Source organism: Dyadobacter sp. HNCC25DJ187 (genome assembly GCF_056895255.1).
On record NZ_JBXHAT010000005.1, the window covers coordinates 124,844 to 145,013 of the forward strand.

At 40.8% G+C, this 20,170-nt stretch carries 16 protein-coding genes; 9 read left to right on the top strand and 7 right to left on the bottom strand.

Annotation, left to right across the window (positions count from 1 at the left end; all coding sequences use genetic code 11):
- Positions 1 to 192 precede the first annotated feature (192 nt).
- Both lpdA and AC1XUE_RS25055 read left to right on the top strand, forming a co-directional pair.
- On the top strand, positions 193 to 1,590 hold the full coding sequence (gene lpdA, locus AC1XUE_RS25050) for a dihydrolipoyl dehydrogenase (protein WP_483358733.1): 1,398 nt from the start codon (positions 193 to 195) through the stop codon (positions 1,588 to 1,590).
- A 228-nt stretch (positions 1,591 to 1,818) separates the two neighbouring features.
- Positions 1,819 to 3,579 carry a response regulator gene (locus AC1XUE_RS25055; RefSeq protein WP_483358734.1) on the top strand — a complete coding sequence of 587 codons (1,761 nt, stop codon included), beginning with the start codon at positions 1,819 to 1,821 and terminating at the stop codon, positions 3,577 to 3,579.
- 62 nt (positions 3,580 to 3,641) lie between these two features.
- On the opposite strand, the gene AC1XUE_RS25060 is transcribed toward AC1XUE_RS25055, so the two are convergent.
- Positions 3,642 to 4,307, bottom strand: a complete 666-nt coding sequence (locus AC1XUE_RS25060) for a hypothetical protein (RefSeq protein ID WP_483358735.1) — start codon at positions 4,305 to 4,307, stop codon at positions 3,642 to 3,644.
- A 144-nt stretch (positions 4,308 to 4,451) separates the two neighbouring features.
- Positions 4,452 to 5,447, bottom strand: a complete 996-nt coding sequence (locus AC1XUE_RS25065; RefSeq protein WP_483358736.1) for a polysaccharide deacetylase family protein — start codon at positions 5,445 to 5,447, stop codon at positions 4,452 to 4,454.
- 234 nt (positions 5,448 to 5,681) lie between these two features.
- Between AC1XUE_RS25065 and AC1XUE_RS25070 the strand changes: the two genes are divergently transcribed.
- Positions 5,682 to 6,617, top strand: a complete 936-nt coding sequence (locus AC1XUE_RS25070) for a hypothetical protein (protein ID WP_483358737.1) — start codon at positions 5,682 to 5,684, stop codon at positions 6,615 to 6,617.
- Here AC1XUE_RS25070 and AC1XUE_RS25075 read toward each other — a convergent pair whose 3' ends face one another.
- The 3 genes from AC1XUE_RS25075 to AC1XUE_RS25085 are packed head-to-tail and all read right to left on the bottom strand — an operon-like array spanning position 6,618 to position 9,319.
- Positions 6,618 to 7,595 carry a bifunctional heptose 7-phosphate kinase/heptose 1-phosphate adenyltransferase gene (locus tag AC1XUE_RS25075; protein WP_483358738.1) on the bottom strand — a complete coding sequence of 326 codons (978 nt, stop codon included), beginning with the start codon at positions 7,593 to 7,595 and terminating at the stop codon, positions 6,618 to 6,620.
- 45 nt (positions 7,596 to 7,640) lie between these two features.
- Positions 7,641 to 8,078: a GNAT family N-acetyltransferase gene (locus AC1XUE_RS25080; RefSeq protein ID WP_483358739.1), complete on the bottom strand. Its 438-nt coding sequence runs from the start codon at positions 8,076 to 8,078 to the stop codon at positions 7,641 to 7,643.
- Entirely contained in the window at positions 8,075 to 9,319 is a 1,245-nt protein-coding gene (locus AC1XUE_RS25085; protein ID WP_483358740.1) for a bifunctional 3,4-dihydroxy-2-butanone-4-phosphate synthase/GTP cyclohydrolase II, read from the bottom strand. The genes AC1XUE_RS25080 and AC1XUE_RS25085 overlap by 4 nt, the downstream gene beginning before the upstream one ends.
- Before the next feature lie 180 nt (positions 9,320 to 9,499).
- On the opposite strand from AC1XUE_RS25085, the gene AC1XUE_RS25090 reads away from it, so the two are divergent.
- From AC1XUE_RS25090 to AC1XUE_RS25105, 4 genes are all read left to right on the top strand, one after another.
- The gene (locus AC1XUE_RS25090) at positions 9,500 to 11,458 is read left to right on the top strand and encodes a T9SS type B sorting domain-containing protein (protein WP_483358741.1); all 1,959 of its coding nucleotides are present in this window, start codon (positions 9,500 to 9,502) and stop codon (positions 11,456 to 11,458) included.
- Between the two features lie 132 nt (positions 11,459 to 11,590).
- Complete coding sequence (locus AC1XUE_RS25095; RefSeq protein WP_483358742.1) at positions 11,591 to 13,501, top strand: T9SS type B sorting domain-containing protein; 1,911 nt, start codon at positions 11,591 to 11,593, stop codon at positions 13,499 to 13,501.
- Between the two features lie 49 nt (positions 13,502 to 13,550).
- The gene (locus AC1XUE_RS25100) at positions 13,551 to 13,898 is read left to right on the top strand and encodes a YbaB/EbfC family nucleoid-associated protein (RefSeq protein ID WP_483358743.1); all 348 of its coding nucleotides are present in this window, start codon (positions 13,551 to 13,553) and stop codon (positions 13,896 to 13,898) included.
- 12 nt (positions 13,899 to 13,910) lie between these two features.
- Entirely contained in the window at positions 13,911 to 14,942 is a 1,032-nt protein-coding gene (locus AC1XUE_RS25105; RefSeq protein WP_483358744.1) for a glycosyltransferase family 2 protein, read from the top strand.
- On the opposite strand, the gene AC1XUE_RS25110 is transcribed toward AC1XUE_RS25105, so the two are convergent.
- Positions 14,923 to 15,144: a PspC domain-containing protein gene (locus AC1XUE_RS25110; protein ID WP_115831673.1), complete on the bottom strand. Its 222-nt coding sequence runs from the start codon at positions 15,142 to 15,144 to the stop codon at positions 14,923 to 14,925. The two genes, AC1XUE_RS25105 and AC1XUE_RS25110, sit on opposite strands and share 20 nt — an antisense overlap.
- 346 nt (positions 15,145 to 15,490) lie before the next feature.
- On the opposite strand from AC1XUE_RS25110, the gene AC1XUE_RS25115 reads away from it, so the two are divergent.
- A complete protein-coding gene (locus AC1XUE_RS25115; protein WP_026629450.1) occupies positions 15,491 to 15,685 on the top strand; it encodes a cold-shock protein in 195 nt (64 codons plus the stop codon).
- A 73-nt stretch (positions 15,686 to 15,758) separates the two neighbouring features.
- Here the strand turns inward: AC1XUE_RS25115 and lysS are convergent, their stop codons facing one another.
- Complete coding sequence (gene lysS / locus AC1XUE_RS25120; protein ID WP_483358745.1) at positions 15,759 to 17,474, bottom strand: lysine--tRNA ligase; 1,716 nt, start codon at positions 17,472 to 17,474, stop codon at positions 15,759 to 15,761.
- A gap of 220 nt (positions 17,475 to 17,694) precedes the next feature.
- Here lysS and AC1XUE_RS25125 point away from each other — a divergent pair, with 220 nt between their 5' ends.
- Entirely contained in the window at positions 17,695 to 20,151 is a 2,457-nt protein-coding gene (locus AC1XUE_RS25125) for an AsmA family protein (protein ID WP_483358746.1), read from the top strand.
- The last annotated feature ends 19 nt before the right edge of the window (positions 20,152 to 20,170 follow it).

The following is a 20,170-nucleotide window of genomic DNA, read 5'->3' on the forward strand; positions in this document are numbered from 1 at the left end:
CGCTCAGGGTGACAGTAGCAAACCAAGCCATTCCCAAATCGAGGTTTGAAAGTCACAAAGGTACAACAAATGATGATTACCATCAGGTTCATGTAAATACCTTCTCTTGTCGGTGTAGGCATTCCGGCAAATCGTCTTAACTTTGTGGAAATTTTTTGTCAACCCATTTCTTACAAATAAAAATACCAGAAAATGGCTCAAACATATGACGTGATCGTTGTTGGAAGCGGTCCCGGTGGTTATCCCGCAGCAATCCGTGCCTCTCAATTAGGTCTTAAAGTTGCAATCGTTGAAAAGGAGAGTTTAGGTGGAATTTGCTTGAACTGGGGTTGCATCCCAACCAAAGCGCTTCTTAAAAGTGCTCAGGTTTTTGAATACATCAAGCATGCAAAGGACTATGGTATCAATGCAGGAGAATATTCTGCAGATTTCGGCGCTGTAATTAAGCGTAGCCGTGGTGTGGCTGATACCATGAGCAAAGGCGTTTCCTTCCTGATGAAGAAAAACAAGATTGATGTCATCATGGGTACTGGTAAAGTAAAAGGAAGTAAAACTGTTGCGGTTACCGATAAAGATGGTAAAACAACAGATTATACAGCAGGAAAAGGTGTGATCATCGCAACAGGTGCGCGTGCGCGTGAGTTGCCGAATATTAAAATAGACGGTACCAAAGTAATCGAATACCGCAAGGCGATGAGTCTTGAAAAACAGCCTGAATCTCTTTTGGTTGTAGGTTCGGGAGCAATCGGAATGGAGTTTGCTTATGTATATGCTTCAATGGGCACTAAAGTAACTGTTGTTGAATTCCTTCCAAATCTGGTTCCTGTTGAAGATGAGGATATCTCAAAAGAAATAGCGAAACAATATAAGAAATTCGGTATCGAAACACTTGTTAATTCATCGGTTCAGACTGTAGATACGAGTGGTAATGGATGCAAGGTTTCTGTTAAAACGCCGGACGGAGAAAGAACTTTCGAAGTAGAAGTAGTATTGTCTGCTGCAGGAATTGTTGCAAACATCGAAAATATTGGTCTGGAAGAAGCAGGGATTAAAACAGACAAAGGCAAGATTTCAGTAAACGAGTGGTACGAAACCAGCATTCCTGGATTCTACGCAATCGGAGACTGTACACCTGGTCCTGCACTGGCGCACGTTGCAACTGCGGAAGGTATTATCTGTGCTGAGAAAATTGCAGGTCACAAAACGGAAGCTTTGGATTACGGCAACATCCCGGGATGTACTTACTGCCAACCTGAAATTGCTTCTGTCGGTCTTACTGAAAAGAAAGCGCGTGAAGCTGGATACGATATCAAAGTTGGTAAGTTTCCATTCAAAGCATCTGGTAAAGCAGTTGGTGCCGGTGTTACAGACGGTTTTGTAAAAGTTATTTTTGATTCGAAATATGGTGAGTTCCTTGGAGCCCACATGATCGGCGCAAACGTAACTGAAATGATCGCAGAAGTGGTTGTAGCCCGTAAATTGGAAACAACTTCTCACGAAATTATGCGTGCGATTCACCCACACCCAACGATGTCAGAAGCAGTAAAAGGTGCTGTTGAAGCAGCATATGGTGAAGCGATAGATCTTTAAGCTTTCGGTAGTCAAGCTATCTGCATTTCAGAATAATAATACCCTGATGACTTCGGCTATCAGGGTATTATTTGTTTTTTGTCTGTAATTTCTTCTGTAGTGCGGCCTGATCCACTGATGCAATCAGTTGGTCACGGGGTTATTTTATTCAAAGTTCTACTACTTAATAAACATCACATTTTTAGTCGTATCTTCGGGCACTTAACGTTAATATAGTCATATTTAACATTGGATACGGTAGTATATTCAAGTCATTTTGAGGCCGTTTGGAAGAAAGAACATGAACGTAAATCACAATGGGGACATCGTGTTTTTTCTATTGCACTCATACTTGGGTATCCGGCACTGTCGATACTCTACTACTTAAATAAACATCCGGACTTTATAGAACTTTTTCAGATTGTAGGATCGGCCAGTCTGTGTTTTTCCGTGATTTTGGCCTGGCATTTTTTCTACGGGTTGTCAAGTCAGAAACTTGCGTTCTATAACTATCTCATACTGATTTTTTTTCACACGACCATCCTTGGTACAATACCTCACCAGGCTTACGAAAGAACCTGCTTTAATATGACGATCTGCCTGATCTTCTATTGTATGGTAATTCGCTGGCCGATCCGTAAGGCAATAGTATGTTCAGTCCTGGTATTGATTTTTTTTCCTCTGGCATTATATCGGCTAAGTCCTGATGCATTTGCTCTGTTTATGCGAGAAGGAGGTGTATTTTTCTTTTTGGCACAGTGTGCCTTTCCTTTTATTGTTTGGCAGCGCTATGACAACGAGAAAAGGACATTTTATTACCAGCACTCGCTGATGCAACAAAATGAGGTGTTAGAGAAGCAGGTGGCTATTGCAGAGCAGGCAACCCGGGCTAAAACAGATTTTCTCTCCATGATGAGTCATGAAATCAGAACACCACTAAACGGTATCGTAGGTGTTGTTCATTTGATGCTCAAAGAGAACCTTAGAACAGATTTTCAAAAGGAGCTCATTCAAACACTACAGTTTTCTTCTAACCACCTCATGGCGGTTGTCAATGATATTCTGGATTTTAATAAAATCAATTCAAATCATGTAACACTGGATCACAAACCATTTGATCCGGTTCTACTTTTGGAAAACCTGAAGAAAACCTTTCTGCTCAAATCCAGGGATAAGAATCTGGACCTTGTTTTTGAGGTTCGGGGTAAGCTTCCACATCGGCTGATCAGTGACGAGGGAAGGCTTCATCAGATTATCACCAATCTGATTCACAATGCGATTAAGTTTACCGATTCAGGTATAGTGGTTTTGTCTGTAAGGGAATTAAGTAGAAGTGAAAAAATAATCCGGCTGCAATTTGAGGTTACTGATACAGGAATAGGTATCCCTTTCGATCAACAGTGTACCATATTTGATTTGTTTACGCAGGGAGACAACCAGGGAACAAAAAAGTATCATGGAACAGGTCTCGGACTTGCGATTACCAAAGAATTGTTACGTCTGTTTGGAAGTGAAATACGGCTGAAAAGTATTCCTGCAAAAGGTACTGAGTTTTCATTTGATATTGATTTCGAATTCACAAACCTGGTTGAAGTTGAAACGCCTGATGTATTGCCGAATCGGAAATTTGAATATGCTGATAAAAAGGTTCTTGTGGTAGATGACAATACTACCAACTTATTATTAGCTACCACTTTTCTGAAGAAAAAAAATATTATTGCGGATACGGCAGTGGATGGAAAGAAGGCTGTCGAGAAGTTTTTAACCACACATTACGATTTGATCCTCATGGATCTGAGAATGCCGGTTATGAATGGTTTTGAAGCTACCAGACTTATCCGTGAACATGGGTCGGATGTTCCTGTGATAGCGCTTACCGCGTCTTCTTTTGAGGATGAAAAAGAAAGGGCCATGACCAATGGCTTTTCAGACTATCTGGTTAAGCCTTTCCTGCCTGCGGATTTTTATGATATGGTATTTGCACATTTGGATAAAAGAGCTAGTCTATAGCGGTTTAAACTTTTAAACTTAAGACTATACCAATAGCTCTTACTATTTAGACACCTCTTCAATCAGGCAAATTCTAAATCTGCCTGAATCCAGCTTTGCTTAATGCGATGAATAAAATAAACTGTGAAGTCAATTGACGTAAACAATACGGAGCTGGATACGAACAGGAGAGCTGGATGCTCTTTGAGAATAGGTGCGAAAGCAAGTATGGGCAGCACCACAATGAGCCTGATATAGAGATCGTGAATTGTAACTGCTTTGAGATTCTTTTTTTCTTTATAATAAGAGCTCTGCTCGCCTTCCAGCCGCCATTGGCTGAAAAATTTTACTCCATAAAAGTGAATGAGCAAAAAGGTGATAAAAGTGATTGAACCTGCCGAAAATGGGAGTTTTGAAGAAATGCTTACCAAAAGAACAGCTACCAGGATGGCTGCAATCCATCGGAAAGACATTAAATAGTCCATCACACATGTTCTATAGAATACTTTTCCCTGCCTCTTTATTATTTCGATATATCCTTTTTCAATGCTGCAAATACCTTCTTCTTCCCCCAGTTCATTATACGCTAAATTTACTGCATCAGTAAAGGTTACGCCTGTTTGCAGGTGATTGCTCACTGACGATGCGAGATGATCAAATAATTCATCATGTATCTCGGCATAATCAAACCTGGTAGATGTCTCAATAAGACTTATCAGTGTTTTTATCTGTTCGGTAGTGAGGTCCATAGCTTAGTTATTAAGAGATCAGGATGTAGAGTAGTACTCCCTGCAATTGGATAATAAATGCTGGATTCTACTTTCATAAGCTATGCTGTGTTCTTTATATACTCTTCGCCCGTATACCTCTGAATCTTAACTATGAACTTGTTTTTATTTTAACTTCTTTCTCCTCTCCATCGCCTCCCGCCAGGTTGTTAAAATAATTCCTTCCTTTTCAATATACTTCTTTAATTCGGGATCTATCATCGCCAGGAAATCGCCTTCTCTTGTAACATGAGAGTCTGAAATGTGAGGGAAAATTTCAGAATGGATCGTGCAATGCATAATCACCATAGTGAGCCCGGGCTTAATGTTCTTAATCGCATTGATATACTTCTCCGTTTTGTATTTCTGAAGTGCTTTTTCGGATTTATCTCCATTTTCTGGACCTTTCCAGCCGTAACTGCTATTTTCCAGATCGTCCAGAACGGGAAGTCCAGCGTCCCAAAGCTGCTTTCCTACCGTTCTGGTCATAGCGAGCTGTTCACTTACTATTTTCTCCTGCTGCTGTGCTACGGTATTGTGTCCCCCGGGAAACATAACCGGTATTTTTTCTTCCATGCCTACTTTCAGGTAACGTTGCAGAAATTCGGGGGTTGCAAATAAGGTGCCCATATGCGAGTCGAGGTGGGTGGGTTCCAATCCCATGGTGCGAGCCCTGTCAAGTTGTGCGCGTATTTCAATCTCCACTTCATCAGGAGATGCATTTTTTACGACTTCACCGACACTCCGCCACATAGCTCCCTGTGAATCAACAAGGCCTTTAACCTTAGGTTTTCCTGCCAGTGGACTCCAGCGATAGTCTTTCCATTCCGAAGTGAGTGTCAGGTGTAGGCCTGCATCTATATCTTTGTTTTCCTTCCAGTAGTTCACGAATCCCGGTACCCATCCACATGGCATCATTACACTCAGCGAATTGGCGACACCTTCCTTTATTGCTTTTATTGCCCCCTGATTGGATTCGTATGACATGCCCACATCATCGACATGGATAATCAGCACTTTTTTACCTTTAGGATATCCGAGTTTTTCGGCAAAGGTTTGTTCAGTTTGTGCCATGGAGAAAAAAGGAGTAATAAAGAGTAGGGAGCTTATTAATCGTTTCATGGAGGTTAGTGTAAGTGAAAAGCAAATTTATGGGTAATACGATTCTAAGCTTCTAATGTACTATTTCTTTATTAATTGGATAGGTCTTTTGTTTAAAAGTCGATAAGCCAATGAGCATCTCTTCCGGACATATACACAATACACTGATACTTTGCTCGTTATTTGCGGAAAATCACACCCCGTTAAATTCCTATGATTCGTTCCTGCTGCCTTTTGACAGTCCTTTTGATAACTGTGCATTCAGTCGCCAAAGGCCAACACTTTTCTTTAAGCAGACTTTTTTATCCAAATATCACTTTAAAGGCAGATTACAACGTACCATCAAGTCTTAATGGCACTCAGGATTATGGTGTGACACGCAACGGATTTTACGGAGTTATTCCAATTCAAAGCGAAGTGCAGCTGGGATATAGTTTGAGGAAGAAGTTGGATTTAAGAGCAGTGCATACCGTGATGCTTGCACAGTTTACTCAAATTCAGCCGACTATTGATGGTGTGGATACACCTGATAATGGTTACAAAACTTTGTCGGTAGGTGTGCTGCGCTTGCAGGCAAGTATCAAAGATCGTCTTTGGGTTTATGGGGGTGGATTGGGTGTGACTGAGAGTAACGAAACATTTTTTTCTCCACAACCATTTTTCTGGGGTGGTGCAGCACGGATGCATATTTTAGGATTAAGGACACAGATACTCTACGGATCAGCTATTACTTATAATCAGAAATTACGTTTTGTACCCGTTTTTGGTATCAACAAAGGTTTGGGCCATTGGCGTATCTCAGCGCTTCTTCCATTTATGGTCAATGCCAATTATAAAGTAACCAAGTGGTTCAACATAGATATGATGGCGGGCCTGAATGGTTATAGCGGAGGTTTTCAGATACAAACTCCTGAAGAAAAAATGTTGCGCAGAGAAAATTACCGTCAGATTAAAACAGGAATTTCGGCCAATGCGCACCTTTTTTCTGCCATTAACGTGTCTGTAGAAGCCGGTGTAACTACATTCCGCCAGCTCCGGACTTTTAACGGTGCCCGCCAAAATCTGACTTCTGAAACACCGGCAACTACACCCTACATCGGAGCGAGTATACGCTATATTACAGGAAGATCCGGGTTTTCATCCAAGTTTGTACGTAAATTAGGATTGGGGCAAACAGGAATTAATTGGTAATTAAGCCAGTTTCAGCGCCTCGGATTTCAGTAAATTCTTATCGATTGGCACAACCCCCACCATTTCACAAACAAGTCCGCCGCCCAAATTAGATATAGCGGCAACGGATTTTGAAGGAAGTCCTAAGGCTACACAACAAGCAGCGATGCTGATGACCGTATCGCCTGCACCAGATACGTCTGCGATATGTCTGATATGTGCGGGTAAGTGATGCTTCTCATCCTGGAAATCAATAAAAACGCCTCTTTCGGAAAGTGTGATCAGTGCTCCTTTAGCATTGAGCGTTTCCTTCAATTGCTGAACAGTCGCCCGAAGTTCTTCCGGATTATCGACATTAAAATCTATTTTTAACCCTTCACGCAATTCTTTTAAATTGGGTTTGAAAAGCGTTATGTTGTTATAGGCAAGGAAATTACGTTTTTTTGGATCAACCACTGTGGGAACCTGATGCTCGTTGGCAAAGTCTGTGATTTCCCTGATGGAATCGGCGGTCAGTACGCCTTTGTCATAATCTTCAAAAATGATCACCTGGCAGGAAGGTATCAGTTCTTTTACTTTGACAATTAGCTGGGCAGTTTCTGACGCATTGACAGGTTTATCTGTTTCTGTATCAATACGTACAACTTGCTGTGATCCGGCGATAATCCTTTCTTTAATCGTTGTAATACGATTTTCGCTCCGGATCAATCCTTCACAATTCAATCCTTTTTCTTTCAGGCTGTTTTCCAGTAAGTCACCGGAAGAATCTGTGCCGATTACACTGCAGATAATGGCTTCCGCACCAAGTGCCTGCACATTCAGCAATACGTTTCCAGCACCACCCAGGCGATATTCACGTTGATGAACATTCACTACGGGAACGGGAGCTTCCGGAGATATACGTTCTACTTTTCCCCAAACATAGGAGTCTACCATTACATCGCCAATAACCAGTACACGTAGTGTATCAAATGCTTCAAAGATCTGATGAATATTCATGAAATGTGGTAATCCGTTATACAAATAATATGTGTGTTACGAGTACTATGATGACTTGAGTTTTGCCGTAAAATGTAAACTTGCTACTTCAAAACGTTTATTCAGATAAAGCCGATGTGCATCCGTGCGCGACTCGCTGACGCCGGAATCCAGATGAATCTGGTCGTAATTTTCCTTTTGTGCAAAATCAAAGATCCAGTCAAGTAATTTCCCTGCATATCCTTTTCCTCTGTATTCAGGTAAGGTAGAAAGGTCATCAATGTAGATGTATTTTCCACGGAAAAGGTTGTAGCCTGTTTCAAAAACAGCAACTGCTGCAGCTTCATTGTTCTCTTCTGCAAAGATCATCTGCCGATTGTCTGCCAGTGTTTTCCTGATAGCAATTTCATATGCTTCATTTGAAAGCAATGGCCGCAGTGCCTGAATAGCTCTGCGGCATTTCAATATGTCATTGTCTGTTGACGCGATCAGAATGCGACTCATCCGTTGGCAGGAAAAGTTAAATTGCTGAGATTATGGCCCATTTTATCTCTCTTGGTGAGCAGATAATGTTCATTATGCGGATTGGATGGAATTTCAATTCCAACAGTATCGACTATTTCAAGACCGTAACCAATAAGTCCGGCGCGTTTTTTAGGATTATTAGAGATGATCTTTATTTTCGAAATGTCCAGATCGCGAAGTATCTGTGCACCTACACCGTAGTCTCTTTCATCACTTGAAAAACCGAGTTCAAGGTTAGCTTCCACCGTATCACGTCCCATTTCCTGAAGTTTGTACGCTTTCAGTTTATTGAGCAAGCCTATTCCACGACCTTCCTGATTCATGTATACGATCACACCTTTCCCAGCTTTGTCGACCATATCCATTGCTGCATGTAACTGAGGACCGCAGTCACAACGGCAGGAACCGAAGATATCTCCTGTAACACATGATGAATGTACGCGTACCAGAACAGGCTCGTCTTTTTCCCAGGTCCCTTTTACCAACGCAAGGTGCAGGTCGCCTGTATTGATCTGGCGATAAGCTATAAGGTCGAAATGTCCCCATTTAGTTGGCATATCAACCCCAATCTCTCTTTTAATGAGTGATTCTTCTTTTAGCCTGTATTCGATCAGGTCTTTAATACTCACCAGCTTAAGATTGAATTTGTTCGCAATCTCACGAAGTTGAGGCAAGCGGGCCATGGATCCATCTTCATTTAAAATTTCCACCAATACACCTGCAGGAGCTAACCCGGCAAGTCGAGGGAAATCAATGGCAGCTTCCGTGTGACCTGTTCTGCGTAATACACCACCTTTTTTTGCTTTCAAAGGAAATATATGACCAGGGCGTCCTAAATCCTCAGGTTTTGTTTCGGGATCTACAAGTGCCTGGATCGTTCTGGATCGGTCACTGGCAGATATACCTGTTGTGCAGCCATGCCCGAGAAGATCAACTGAAACGGTAAATGCAGTTTCGTGAAGGGCTGTATTATTGCCTACCATCATTTCAAGGTCAAGCTCGGCGCAACGCTCTTCTGTGATGGGGACGCATATCAGTCCGCGTCCTTCACGCGCCATAAAATTGACGATTTCGGGTGTAATTAATTCAGCAGCACATACAAAATCACCTTCATTTTCCCGGTCCTCATCGTCAACCACAATAATCATTTCTCCGCGACGTATCGCTTCTATTGCTTCTTCAATTGTATCTAACACAGCAGTATCACCGTTATTGTCCATGAAATGGAGTTGATGAAAAATAGTTTTAAACAAAAACTCGTTTTAAAAATTCAAAGGTACAGCCTAAATGTGGAAATGTCCTATTTTTGAATTTGTAATGGCAAAACAAAGGATTTGTTTAATACGTTTCAGGAAATTAACCTAAATGCGATTACCATTTTTGAGGTAAACACAATTGTTATGAAAGGAAAATTACGCTTACTGTATCTGCTGATGCTATACTTGCTGTGCCTGGCAGAGGTAAGCGCGCAACTTCCTTTCTGTGACAATCCAAACAAAGGAGCGTTTGTTCTGGCAGATGAGGATGTGTGTGTGGGAAAAACCCTTGAGATTACAAATCAAATGCAAGGGGCAGACTTTATAAAGTATTCGTATAAGTTCGATAAATCCAGAACAGACGTACCGGGACCTTCGGAGGGTATTAGTGACTTATCTTTTGTGTATACAGAAGCAGGATCCTATACGATAGCACAATGGGGATCAAAAGGTACCGGATTTGCGCTTTGCAAAGATGTTGTTGTGAAGGAAACGGCAGCTCCCAACGGGTACATCACGAGTTGCAACAACGGCCGGGTCAGGCTCACGCTTTTAGATGATGCAATTTATCAGGCTTATGACAAGATCGAAATTGATTGGGGAGATGGACGGATCATAAAGGTAGATAGAGGTGGGTTGCTTATTCATGAAACAATTTTGAGAGCAAAGCCTTCAATCAAAATCAAAGGCATTCATAATGGTGACTTTTGCGCTTCTGAATTAAAGTCCAGGACGTTGACAGGCGAGGCAACACCTCCGTCCCTAGCCAGCATTAAAATCAAAAGAGTGGAAATGGGAGCTGATGGAACGGTTACTATTGCATACGATGCAATGGACGGCATCAAAACCGAATTGTTCATGGCAGAAGAAAATGGGATGTATAAAACTACCGGGAAAATCAGTGATGAAACAGGCGGCGAAAAGGCGGAAAAAATAACAGGTCTTGATCCTGGTAAAGTTTATCATTTCAAACTCATTTCAAAGGACATTTGTGACAACCCTACCGAGAGTCCGGTGGTAAGTAGCGTCGTGCTCAAAAGAGGAACATTGGTAGTTGATGAGTCCAATAACCTGGTATGGGATGCTTATCCGGACGCTGCTAATTTGCTGCAATATCAGATATTGAGAGAAGAAGGCCCAGCTTTCACTGAAAAACAAGCTGTGTATAACGGAACTGACAGGACAGATTATCTGGATGGGCAGCTGAAATGTGGTACGAGTTACAGATATACACTGATCGCCAGCTTAAACGGATTGGTACAATCTTATTCCGCACCAATTACACTGGAGCCTACATTTACTGCACCAGGTGTGATCAGGCTTGCCGAGGTATCTGTAGAGAGTGATAACGAGATTTCCACCGTTGTGAACCTGAGTGGTGTTGATGGTTTAACTACGCTTTCTAATCTGATTGTGGAGCGCACTGATGCCGGTAGTAATAATTTTCAGAAAATTTCTCCTGATAATAATACAGACTTGTCATTCACAGATTCAGGCATTAATACAAGCCAAACTTCCTATTGCTATCGCTTTAGTTGGGAAAATGCTTGTAAGCAACCATCACCTCCCAGTGAGGTTGTCTGTTCAGTTTTGATAACCAATAATGTGCAGGATATTTCCTGGACGACACAACCGCCATTCACAATTGAAGTCGAATCTTACGAATTGATCAGAATGGATGAGGCAGGCAATGTCCAGGAAGAAATACCAAAGCAGCTTGAAAATAAACAGGCTATTGATCTGGATAAAGATGGTAACAGTACATTTAAGATTAGAGCTAAGTCCGGAAGCATGGTTAGCTATTCTAATGTTATTGCCATCAGTGGTAACCTGATTGTGTGGGTGCCTGATATCTTCACTCCCAATGGAGATGGGCATAATGATATTTTTTTAGCAAAGAGTTATTTTGCAGATAGCTTCCGGTTATTGATCTATAACCGATGGGGCGAAGTGATATTCAAATCGGATAATACGGCTGATGGCTGGAACGGATTGGTGGATGGAAAACCTGCTGGGCCTGGTCATTACATATATAAGATTGAAGGGAACAATATTAAAAGTGGGACCTTCTCGCAAACAGGGAGTTTTCTTCTTGTCAGATGATATACGTATAGCCGGAAATTGGTTTTAACTGCTAATCGTAAGGTAATCAAGCATAAATGATTTAAATTTGTAGCTTCTTTTTACAGATACCGAATTGCTCTCTACACGCTACTGTCAGGACAAATGTTAACTATGAAATTGAAAATACATCTACTATACACAACGGTCTTTCTAATTTGTGGTTTACATGTCGCCCTGGGACAGGGACTTTGTAACGTAGGAGGGGGTGGTTTTACACTTAATACCCATGCAGGCTGCGCTCCTCTTAATGTTAGCTGGACTAACAATGTTGCTAACCCTGTTTTGATAGGATATAATGTCAATTACGATGGTATTTTGCAAAATCCGGCTACACAAAATATCTCTGCTTATCAGTATACAGGACCAGGCAATTATACTATTTTGCAACAAGGAGCAACGAATAGTGGGGCATTTTATCATTGTGAGAAAGTGACCGTGGCAGAGAGCAGAATTGTTTATCTTACTTATACCTCTTGTGGAGGAGGAAAGGTCAGTATCTTACTGGCGAAAGATAATATCCTGGATGCTTATGATCGTATTGAGATAAATTGGGGCGACGGAGAGATAGAGGAGTGGGAAAGAGGGAGCAGTTTGAATCTAGAGCATTTATATAAAGACACTAGTAAAAGACCTGTAATAAAAGTAACAGGATTATATAATACGGGAGCTTGTGAGAAGGGATTCACAAGGGATATCAATGTAACTTTCGAACAAGCACAACTAAACAACATCCAGGTTACTGCTGTTGAGATGCGGCAGAACGGTAGTTTGAATTTTTCTTTTAATGGTATCGGAGGAATTAAAACTCAGGTAAAATATAGTTCTGATGGAGGTAATGCCTATGTAACAGGAAATAATTGGTCGTTGAATGGCCCGCAAACTTACAATATTCAAGGACTTAACATTGAAACATCTTATAAGTTAAAGCTATCATCTGAGGATAATTGTGCAGGTCAGCTGGATTCTGATATTGTAACAACCATGGTTCTGAAGGGTGAATCATCGGGTGGAGCTATCCAACTATCATGGAACAAATACGATGAGACTGCAACTGGTTTTCAAGGCTATGACTTATATGCCAATGGCGAACTTCTAAGAAGTTTCAATTCAATCGATGATACAGAATATACAGATACAGATGTCGAATGTGGTTCTTTTGTGGCATATCATATTGTTGCAAAACTTACCAATTTAACTTCACAATCTGCTCCGATTGGTATCAGAGTGGAAACTGACGCAAACAGTTTAATAGAAAGCGCCAGTGTTAGCGTTAACCAGGACAAGGTCATTGTGCTGGCTGATGTACCAGGTAAAAGTTATAGCTTGAATATAGAACGTGCGGATAATGGCAGTACGGCTTTTAAAAGAATCATGACATTGAATGATATTAATGAGTATGTTGATGAGGATGTAAGGCCTGGCGAAAAGTCCTATTGTTATCGTTTCAGTTATGAATCCTGCGATGTGAAATATCCAAACAGTGAGCCAATCTGTACTATTTTGCTTAAAAAAGATTTATCGGTTTTCTCTTGGAATCCCGAACGACCGTTCTTTGGCGATTTAGAAAACTATACCATTTTGCAGACCTCATTGAGCGGCGTAAATACAGAAATAGAGCGGCAGCAAAATCTTTCATTTACCCCTCAATTCGCTAACAGTAGTGAACTTGAGTATACATTTTTAGTGAAAGCTACTTCTCAGAACGGCAATTTTGAAAGCTTCTCAAACGCAATTCTCTACAGAAGAGGGGCGGGGATTTTTGTTCCGGCTGCTTTTACGCCAAATGATGATAGCCATAATAATACGTTGTATGCAATGGCAGAACAGGTTAAGTCGTTCGATTTTACAATTATGAACCGGTGGGGGAATGTGGTATTTCATACCAGTAACCTGGCGGAAGGTTGGGATGGGAAAATAAACGGGGCTAATGCAGCAGTTGGTTCTTATGTTTATAAGATAGTCTTTGTGGACGATATTGATCAGAAAGTTGAAAAAAGAGGTACTTTTATGCTTCTCAGGTAGAACTAATTAGTTCTATTGAGAATTATATAACATAAAAATTAATAAAGATATGTTTGGAAATATGGCCGATATGATGGGTCTGATGGGGAAAATGAAAGACCTGCAGTCTCGTATGAAAGAAGCTCAGGATTCGCTATCCGGAATTGTAGAAACAGCTGAGTCAGGTGGTGGTATGGTACGTGCAACAGTAAATGGTCAGAAAAATCTGATTGGACTGGAAATTGACAAAGTGCTCATTAACCCTGATGATAACGAAATGTTACAGGATCTGATCGTAGCTGCTGTAAATAAAGCTTATGAAAGCATAGAACCTAAAATAAAAGAACATCTTCAAAAAGCAACAGATGGAGTTCTGCCCAATATACCAGGGCTGGATCTGGGTGGACTAATGAAATAATCTGAGTTTTGCATGACCCCTCCCAGTGTTGCAATTGTAATTCTGAATTTTAACGGCCAACATTATCTGGAGCAATTTTTGCCGGGCGTGCTTCTGCATTCCAGTGGGCATGCTATCTGGGTAGCGGACAACGCTTCTACTGATCATTCGATGGAATGGCTGGCAGCACATTATCCTTCAGTAAAAACGCTCACTATACCTGAGAATAAGGGTTATGCAGGAGGCTACAATGAGGCCTTGCAACAGATTCAATCAGATTATTACATACTTCTTAATTCTGATATAGAAGTTACAGAAAATTGGATCACGCCTGTCATTTCATTTATGGAATCAGATTCCAAAATTGCAGCCTGCCAGCCTAAAATACTTGCGTATGACCTCAGGACTCACTTTGAATATGCGGGTGCTGCAGGCGGTTATATGGATTATCTCGGTTATCCGTTTTGTCGCGGAAGAATTTTTGATACGAGAGAAAAGGATGAAGGGCAATATGACGAAGAAAAAGATGTTTTTTGGGCAACAGGAGCATGCTTATTTATAAGAGCCGATGCTTTTCATAAGGCAAATGGCTTTGATCAGCGCTTCTTTGCTCATATGGAAGAAATAGATTTATGCTGGAGACTGCTGAACATGGGATATAGAATCACTTATTCGGGTAAATCTTCAGTTTACCATGTAGGTGGAGGTACCTTGCACAAATCTAACCCGCGTAAAACTTTTTTAAATTACAGGAATAATCTGATAATGCTCTTTAAAAATCTTCCGAAAGGAAGGCGTTGGAAGACCATTTTTTTCAGACTTATTCTGGACGGAATTTCCAGCGTAAGATTTATAGCCAGCGGTGCATTCCCTGACGTATTAGCCATAATCCGGGCACATTTTGCATTTTATGCCATGATTCCTTCTCTGACAAAAGGGCAAAAACGTGTCAAGTATCGGGCGCCTTTGTATTACAGAAGTATTGTATGGGAGTATTTTATTTTAGGAAAACACCGTTTTGAACAGCTTACGGGTATTCCTCAATCTAAAACTCCCAAATCGTAGGACTGTTTCTTCTTCTTAAATGCTGTCGGAGTTCAAGCCAGAATGCCATAATAAGATAAAGGATTATCGGTGACCCGAAAGTCATAAAAGTGGCATAAATGAAGTATAAACGGATGCTACTGGCAGGGAAATTGAGTTTTTCTCCCAACTTCGCACATACGCCAAATATCTGATCCTCTACGAAATACCGAAGTCTGTTCATGTCCTCTTTTCTAATAATCGCCTCATAATTAGCAATTTTCGGTAGTATTTACAAGCAATGTGGTAAATTTTAACATTGTACGGTTTGGGCTGTAAATTACCGTTAAGTCTTAAATTCTCAAATTATTGCGCTAAATAAATTGTTTTACCCACAATTTTTGTTTCTTTGTGATTAAGGAATTTGTAAGTGGTTCATTATTATCAAGATGTGTTGGTGCAATTTGCCAAAATTTCTTTTGTAAATCGGCCAAGCTCCATTCAATTGTTTGGATACGAAATATCTCTGTAAAGTGAAGCGGTTACATTCCTATGTATTTTCACCTTATTTAATTTTTATTTACAACATTATGCCAACAGGTACTGTAAAATTTTTCAATGAAGCTAAGGGATATGGCTTCATCGTTGAAGACGACACAAACAGAGACATTTTTGTCCATGTGACAGGATTGGGAGGGCTTACAATTCGTGAAAATGACCAAGTAGAATACGAGGTCGTTGAAGGAAAGAAAGGCTTGAATGCTGTACAGGTAAAAAAGATATAATTATATTTTTTTTGCAGAAACTAAAAATGCCGGATCATACGATCCGGCATTTTTAGTTTCTATACCTATTGATTTATTCTATCCAGCTTTTAATATCATCCAGCTGTGGAAGCTTATCTTCTATTTTCAGCTTTTTACGCAATCCACCTAAGTCATTAAAGATTTTGCTCGGGCTTGCAGCTTTAAGTTGTTCAATCGTCAGAATATTCATTTTCTGCAAAGCAGGAATCCATACGGTTGGTACACCGGCTGCCACGTAATCTGCTTCTTTTGCTATTTCCTGTTTCTTTTCCGGGCGCATTTGAGGGAAGAAAATTACTTCCTGAATGCTGGAATTATTGGTAAGCAGCATGGTAAGTCTGTCAATCCCAATACCAATTCCCGATGTCGGAGGCATTCCGTATTCCAAAGATCTGATGAAATCATCATCCATTTCCATAGCTTCATCATCTCCACGCTCTTTCAGTTTCAGCTGATCTTCAAAACGTTCTTTTTGCTCAATAGGATCATTAAGCTCGGAGTAGGCATTGGCAATTTCTTTACCATTCACAAAAAGCTCAAAACGCTCCACCATACCAGGCTTGCTGCGGTGCTTTTTGGTAAGCGGAGACATTTCTACAGGGTGATCAGTAATAAATGTTGGCTGAATAATATGGGATTCTACCTTTTCTCCGAAAATTTCATCGATCAGTTTTCCTTTACCCATACTATCGTTTACTTCCATTCCCCATTCGCGGCATTTTTCACGGATAGCCACCTCGTCAACAGCATTTACATCCAACCCTGTATACTGATGAATGGCGTCTGTAATGCTTAATCTTGGATAGGGTCCAGCGAAATCAAGCTCGGTTTCACCAAATTTAACCACCGTAGTTCCGTTAACAGCCAGCGCAACCTGTTCCAATAACTTTTCAGTCATTTCCATCATCCACAGGTAGTCCTTATAAGCAACATACAGCTCTACTGTAGTGAACTCAGGGTTATGCGTACGGTCCATTCCTTCATTACGGAACAACTTACCGAATTCATATACACCTTCGAATCCACCAACGATCAGTCGTTTCAGGTGAAGCTCAGTGGCAATACGGAGATATAGTCCCAGATCTAGTGCATTGTGATGCGTTTGAAAAGGACGCGCTGCAGCACCACCATGTATGGTTTGTAAGACTGGTGTTTCTACTTCAAGCCAGCTTTTGGAGTCGAAGAAAGACCGCATGGTCGTGATGATCCTGGCACGTTTGATAAAAATATCACGTACATCCGGATTTACGATCAGATCGACATAGCGCTGGCGATAACGAAGTTCCGGATCTGTAAAACCATCATAAACATTGCCTTGCTCATCACGTTTTACAATCGGTAGTGGACGCAACGATTTGTTCAGAATTTTGAACTCCTGCACATGTACAGATATTTCACCCGTTTGTGTGGTAAATACAAAGCCTGTAATGCCAATGATATCGCCTATATCCAGTAGCTTTTTGAATACGGTGTTGTAGAGCATTTTGTCATCACCCGGGCAGAGGTCGTCCCGACGGAAGTATAGTTGTATCCGTCCGGTGCTATCCTGCATTTCAGCGAAGGCCGCACTACCCATAATACGGAAGCCCATCAGGCGTCCTGCCATGGTTACATGCTTGTAATCAATCTTATTATTTTCATAGTTTTTATGGATGTCGGCAGCATACGTATTTACCGTAAATTCTTCAGTTGGATAGGGTTCAATGCCCATGCGCATCAACTCGTCGCGCTTCTGCCTGCGTAAAATTTCCTGTTCGCTTAGTAGCATTTTTGTTTGCAGTATTGGTGATCGTCAACTTCTGTTATACAAAAGAGTGAACAAAACTAGCATTTTTTGACGTGAATAGCGAAATTGACAATGGTAACATAGCTAGGCGGATGCAGGATAAAGTTCGATGTGGCACGTTATTAGTAAAAGTGTTGCATGGGCGCACTACATGAAATTTTTTTTTGTTACCCTATTTCCGAGCTATCACATCTTCCTTTTCATGTTTGCTAAATTTTTAAAAATTACAGGAATTGTTGCCCTTTTCGGTTTACTGCTCTTTGGGGCTGTAGAAATTTGGCTGGATAGAAACAAGGAAAAGCTTTTTCGGACAATACAGGAAGCTGTGAATGAGAAGCTGAATGGTAATCTGGAAATTGCTGACTTCAAATTCAGACCCTTCACGGGTGGATTTGGTTTGAATTTTACACTTGCCAACGTAAAGCTGACCGATAGTCTTTATCATCAACATAAAACAGCCTTTTTAGACCTGGAGTTATTACATGCCACACTTGATCTGAATGGTTTATATAAGGGTGATTTTAAGATCAAAAATCTTGTTTTGCAAAACGGAAGTCTGACTATTTTTGTGAGAAAAGATGGGTATTCAAACCTGACTATATTTAAATCTGAGGAGGATAACGAAGAGGAGCAGAAAACGCCACCTTCTAATGACCTGATTGGAAAACTAAGAAATATACGGTTTGTTAATTTTGGTGTAAGTTTTGCAGATTCTGTCACAGGTAAGAATTATGGAGGGCTACTTCGTGATGCAACTAATCGTATCACCGTAACGGATTCGGCAACTAATGCGAATTTTGATGGTTCGGTATTCTTCAAAGGATTGACATTCAGACCCGAAAAAGGAGCTTTTCTAGCCAATCAGGAAACGCAAATGCATCTTTTGCTTTCTTTCAACGAAAATGAGAAAAGGATAACGGTATATCCTTCGGTCATGGAGACCAGCACAAAAGAGAATGTAAATATTAGTGGTGTATTCAATTTCAGGGATACAATTAACCCCTTTCATCTTAACTTTCAGGCTAAACGTATTGCTGTAGATCATGCATTGCCTTTATTGCCAAAGGTCATCAGGGCGCAAATCGACTCTATTGGAATTAAATCGCTGGTAGATACAGATGTACAGCTTGTTGGCAGAGGGAAAAATAAAAAGCCCAGGGTAAATCTGAGATTCGAGACGCAACCTTTTAGCTATGAATTGCCGGTTGGTACTTTGAACAAGGTTGTGGCTGAAGGGTATTATACAAATCAGGCAGATTCGCTGAAGGAACCAGAACCCACAAATGCCAGACTCACGGCTTCAGATGTGAAAGGTTTTTTTGGAGATATTCCATTCAAATTGAAACTGATAGTCAACGATTTTATGGACCCTCAGGCTAAATTGGATGGCAATCTAAGTGCAGATGCCTCGCAAATGGACCAGCTGCTCGACCCGGCCAGATATCACTTTGAAAAAGGAAAAGCCTATATAGATTTTCATTTTGAAGGCAGTCTGAAGAAATTCTATGATCCTAAACTGGACAAGTTCAACGGTAAAATATCGGGAAAAGCATCATTTCGGGATATTGCTATGGATTACATGCCGAGGCAAGTACATCTCTCAAAAATGCGGGGAGATTTTGCTTTTAATGAAAAAGCACTTGTCTTTCAAAACTTAAATTTTTCCGACGGCCCGAATATGCTATATCTTAATGGACGTATCATAGATTTTGTGCCGTACTTATTCGGTTCTCCCAAATCGCTAAGAGCGTTGGTCAATATTAATATTCCAGTCTGGAAACTGAATTGGCTGGAGACACTTTTCGCAGCGCCTGCAACAACAGCGAATAAAAAAAATAAGCTCAAATTATCTCAACTGCTGGATGAAGCCATTGATAACATAGAAATTACGGCCAAATTAAATTCTGAAAAGGTTACATACAGGCGCTTCGTTGCCACCCAGGTTAAAGGAAAGTTCACTGCAAAAAATAATGCGCTGGCACTCGAGTATTTTGTAATGAAAGCCTTTCAGGGAGCCCGGGTAAATATTTCGGGTGAGATGGGAAATAATAGTTCAGGCGCTTTACCTCACCTCGCTATAAGAGGGAAAATTGTGAACGCAGACGTTCAGAGTGTGTTCAGATCATTTGACAACTTCGGGCAAAAAGCGCTGACAGATGAGAATCTCAAAGGCAGATTAAGCACGGATTTTAGTTTTGAAAGCAGGCTTAATAACAATGTGCGGCTGGTGCCGGCAACAATGAAAGGATTGCTTCATATTAATCTCACCAATGGGCATATCAACAATTTTGAGCCTTTCCTGAAAATGAAAAAGCTCGTTTTCAAAAACAGAAATTTTGAAAGTGTGCAGTTTGCACCTATCACAAACAATTTCCACCTTCGGGGACAGGAAATAGAAATTGAGCCGATGGAGATTGAGTCTAATGTGATGACTCTATTTGTAGACGGCGTATATAGCTTTGGTAAAAAGACAGATATCAATATTGCCATTCCATTGAGCAATCTGAAAAAACGTGATTCCACATACGTACTGGATCCCAATAATCCCGATAGAAAAGAAGGTTCTAAAATTTTCCTGAAAGCACTCGATGAAAACGGTGAAGTGAATATCAAGCTGGCATTTCGGAAGAAGGAGCGTAAAAAAAGGAAAGACGATTAAATCTTTCCTTCCTATAATT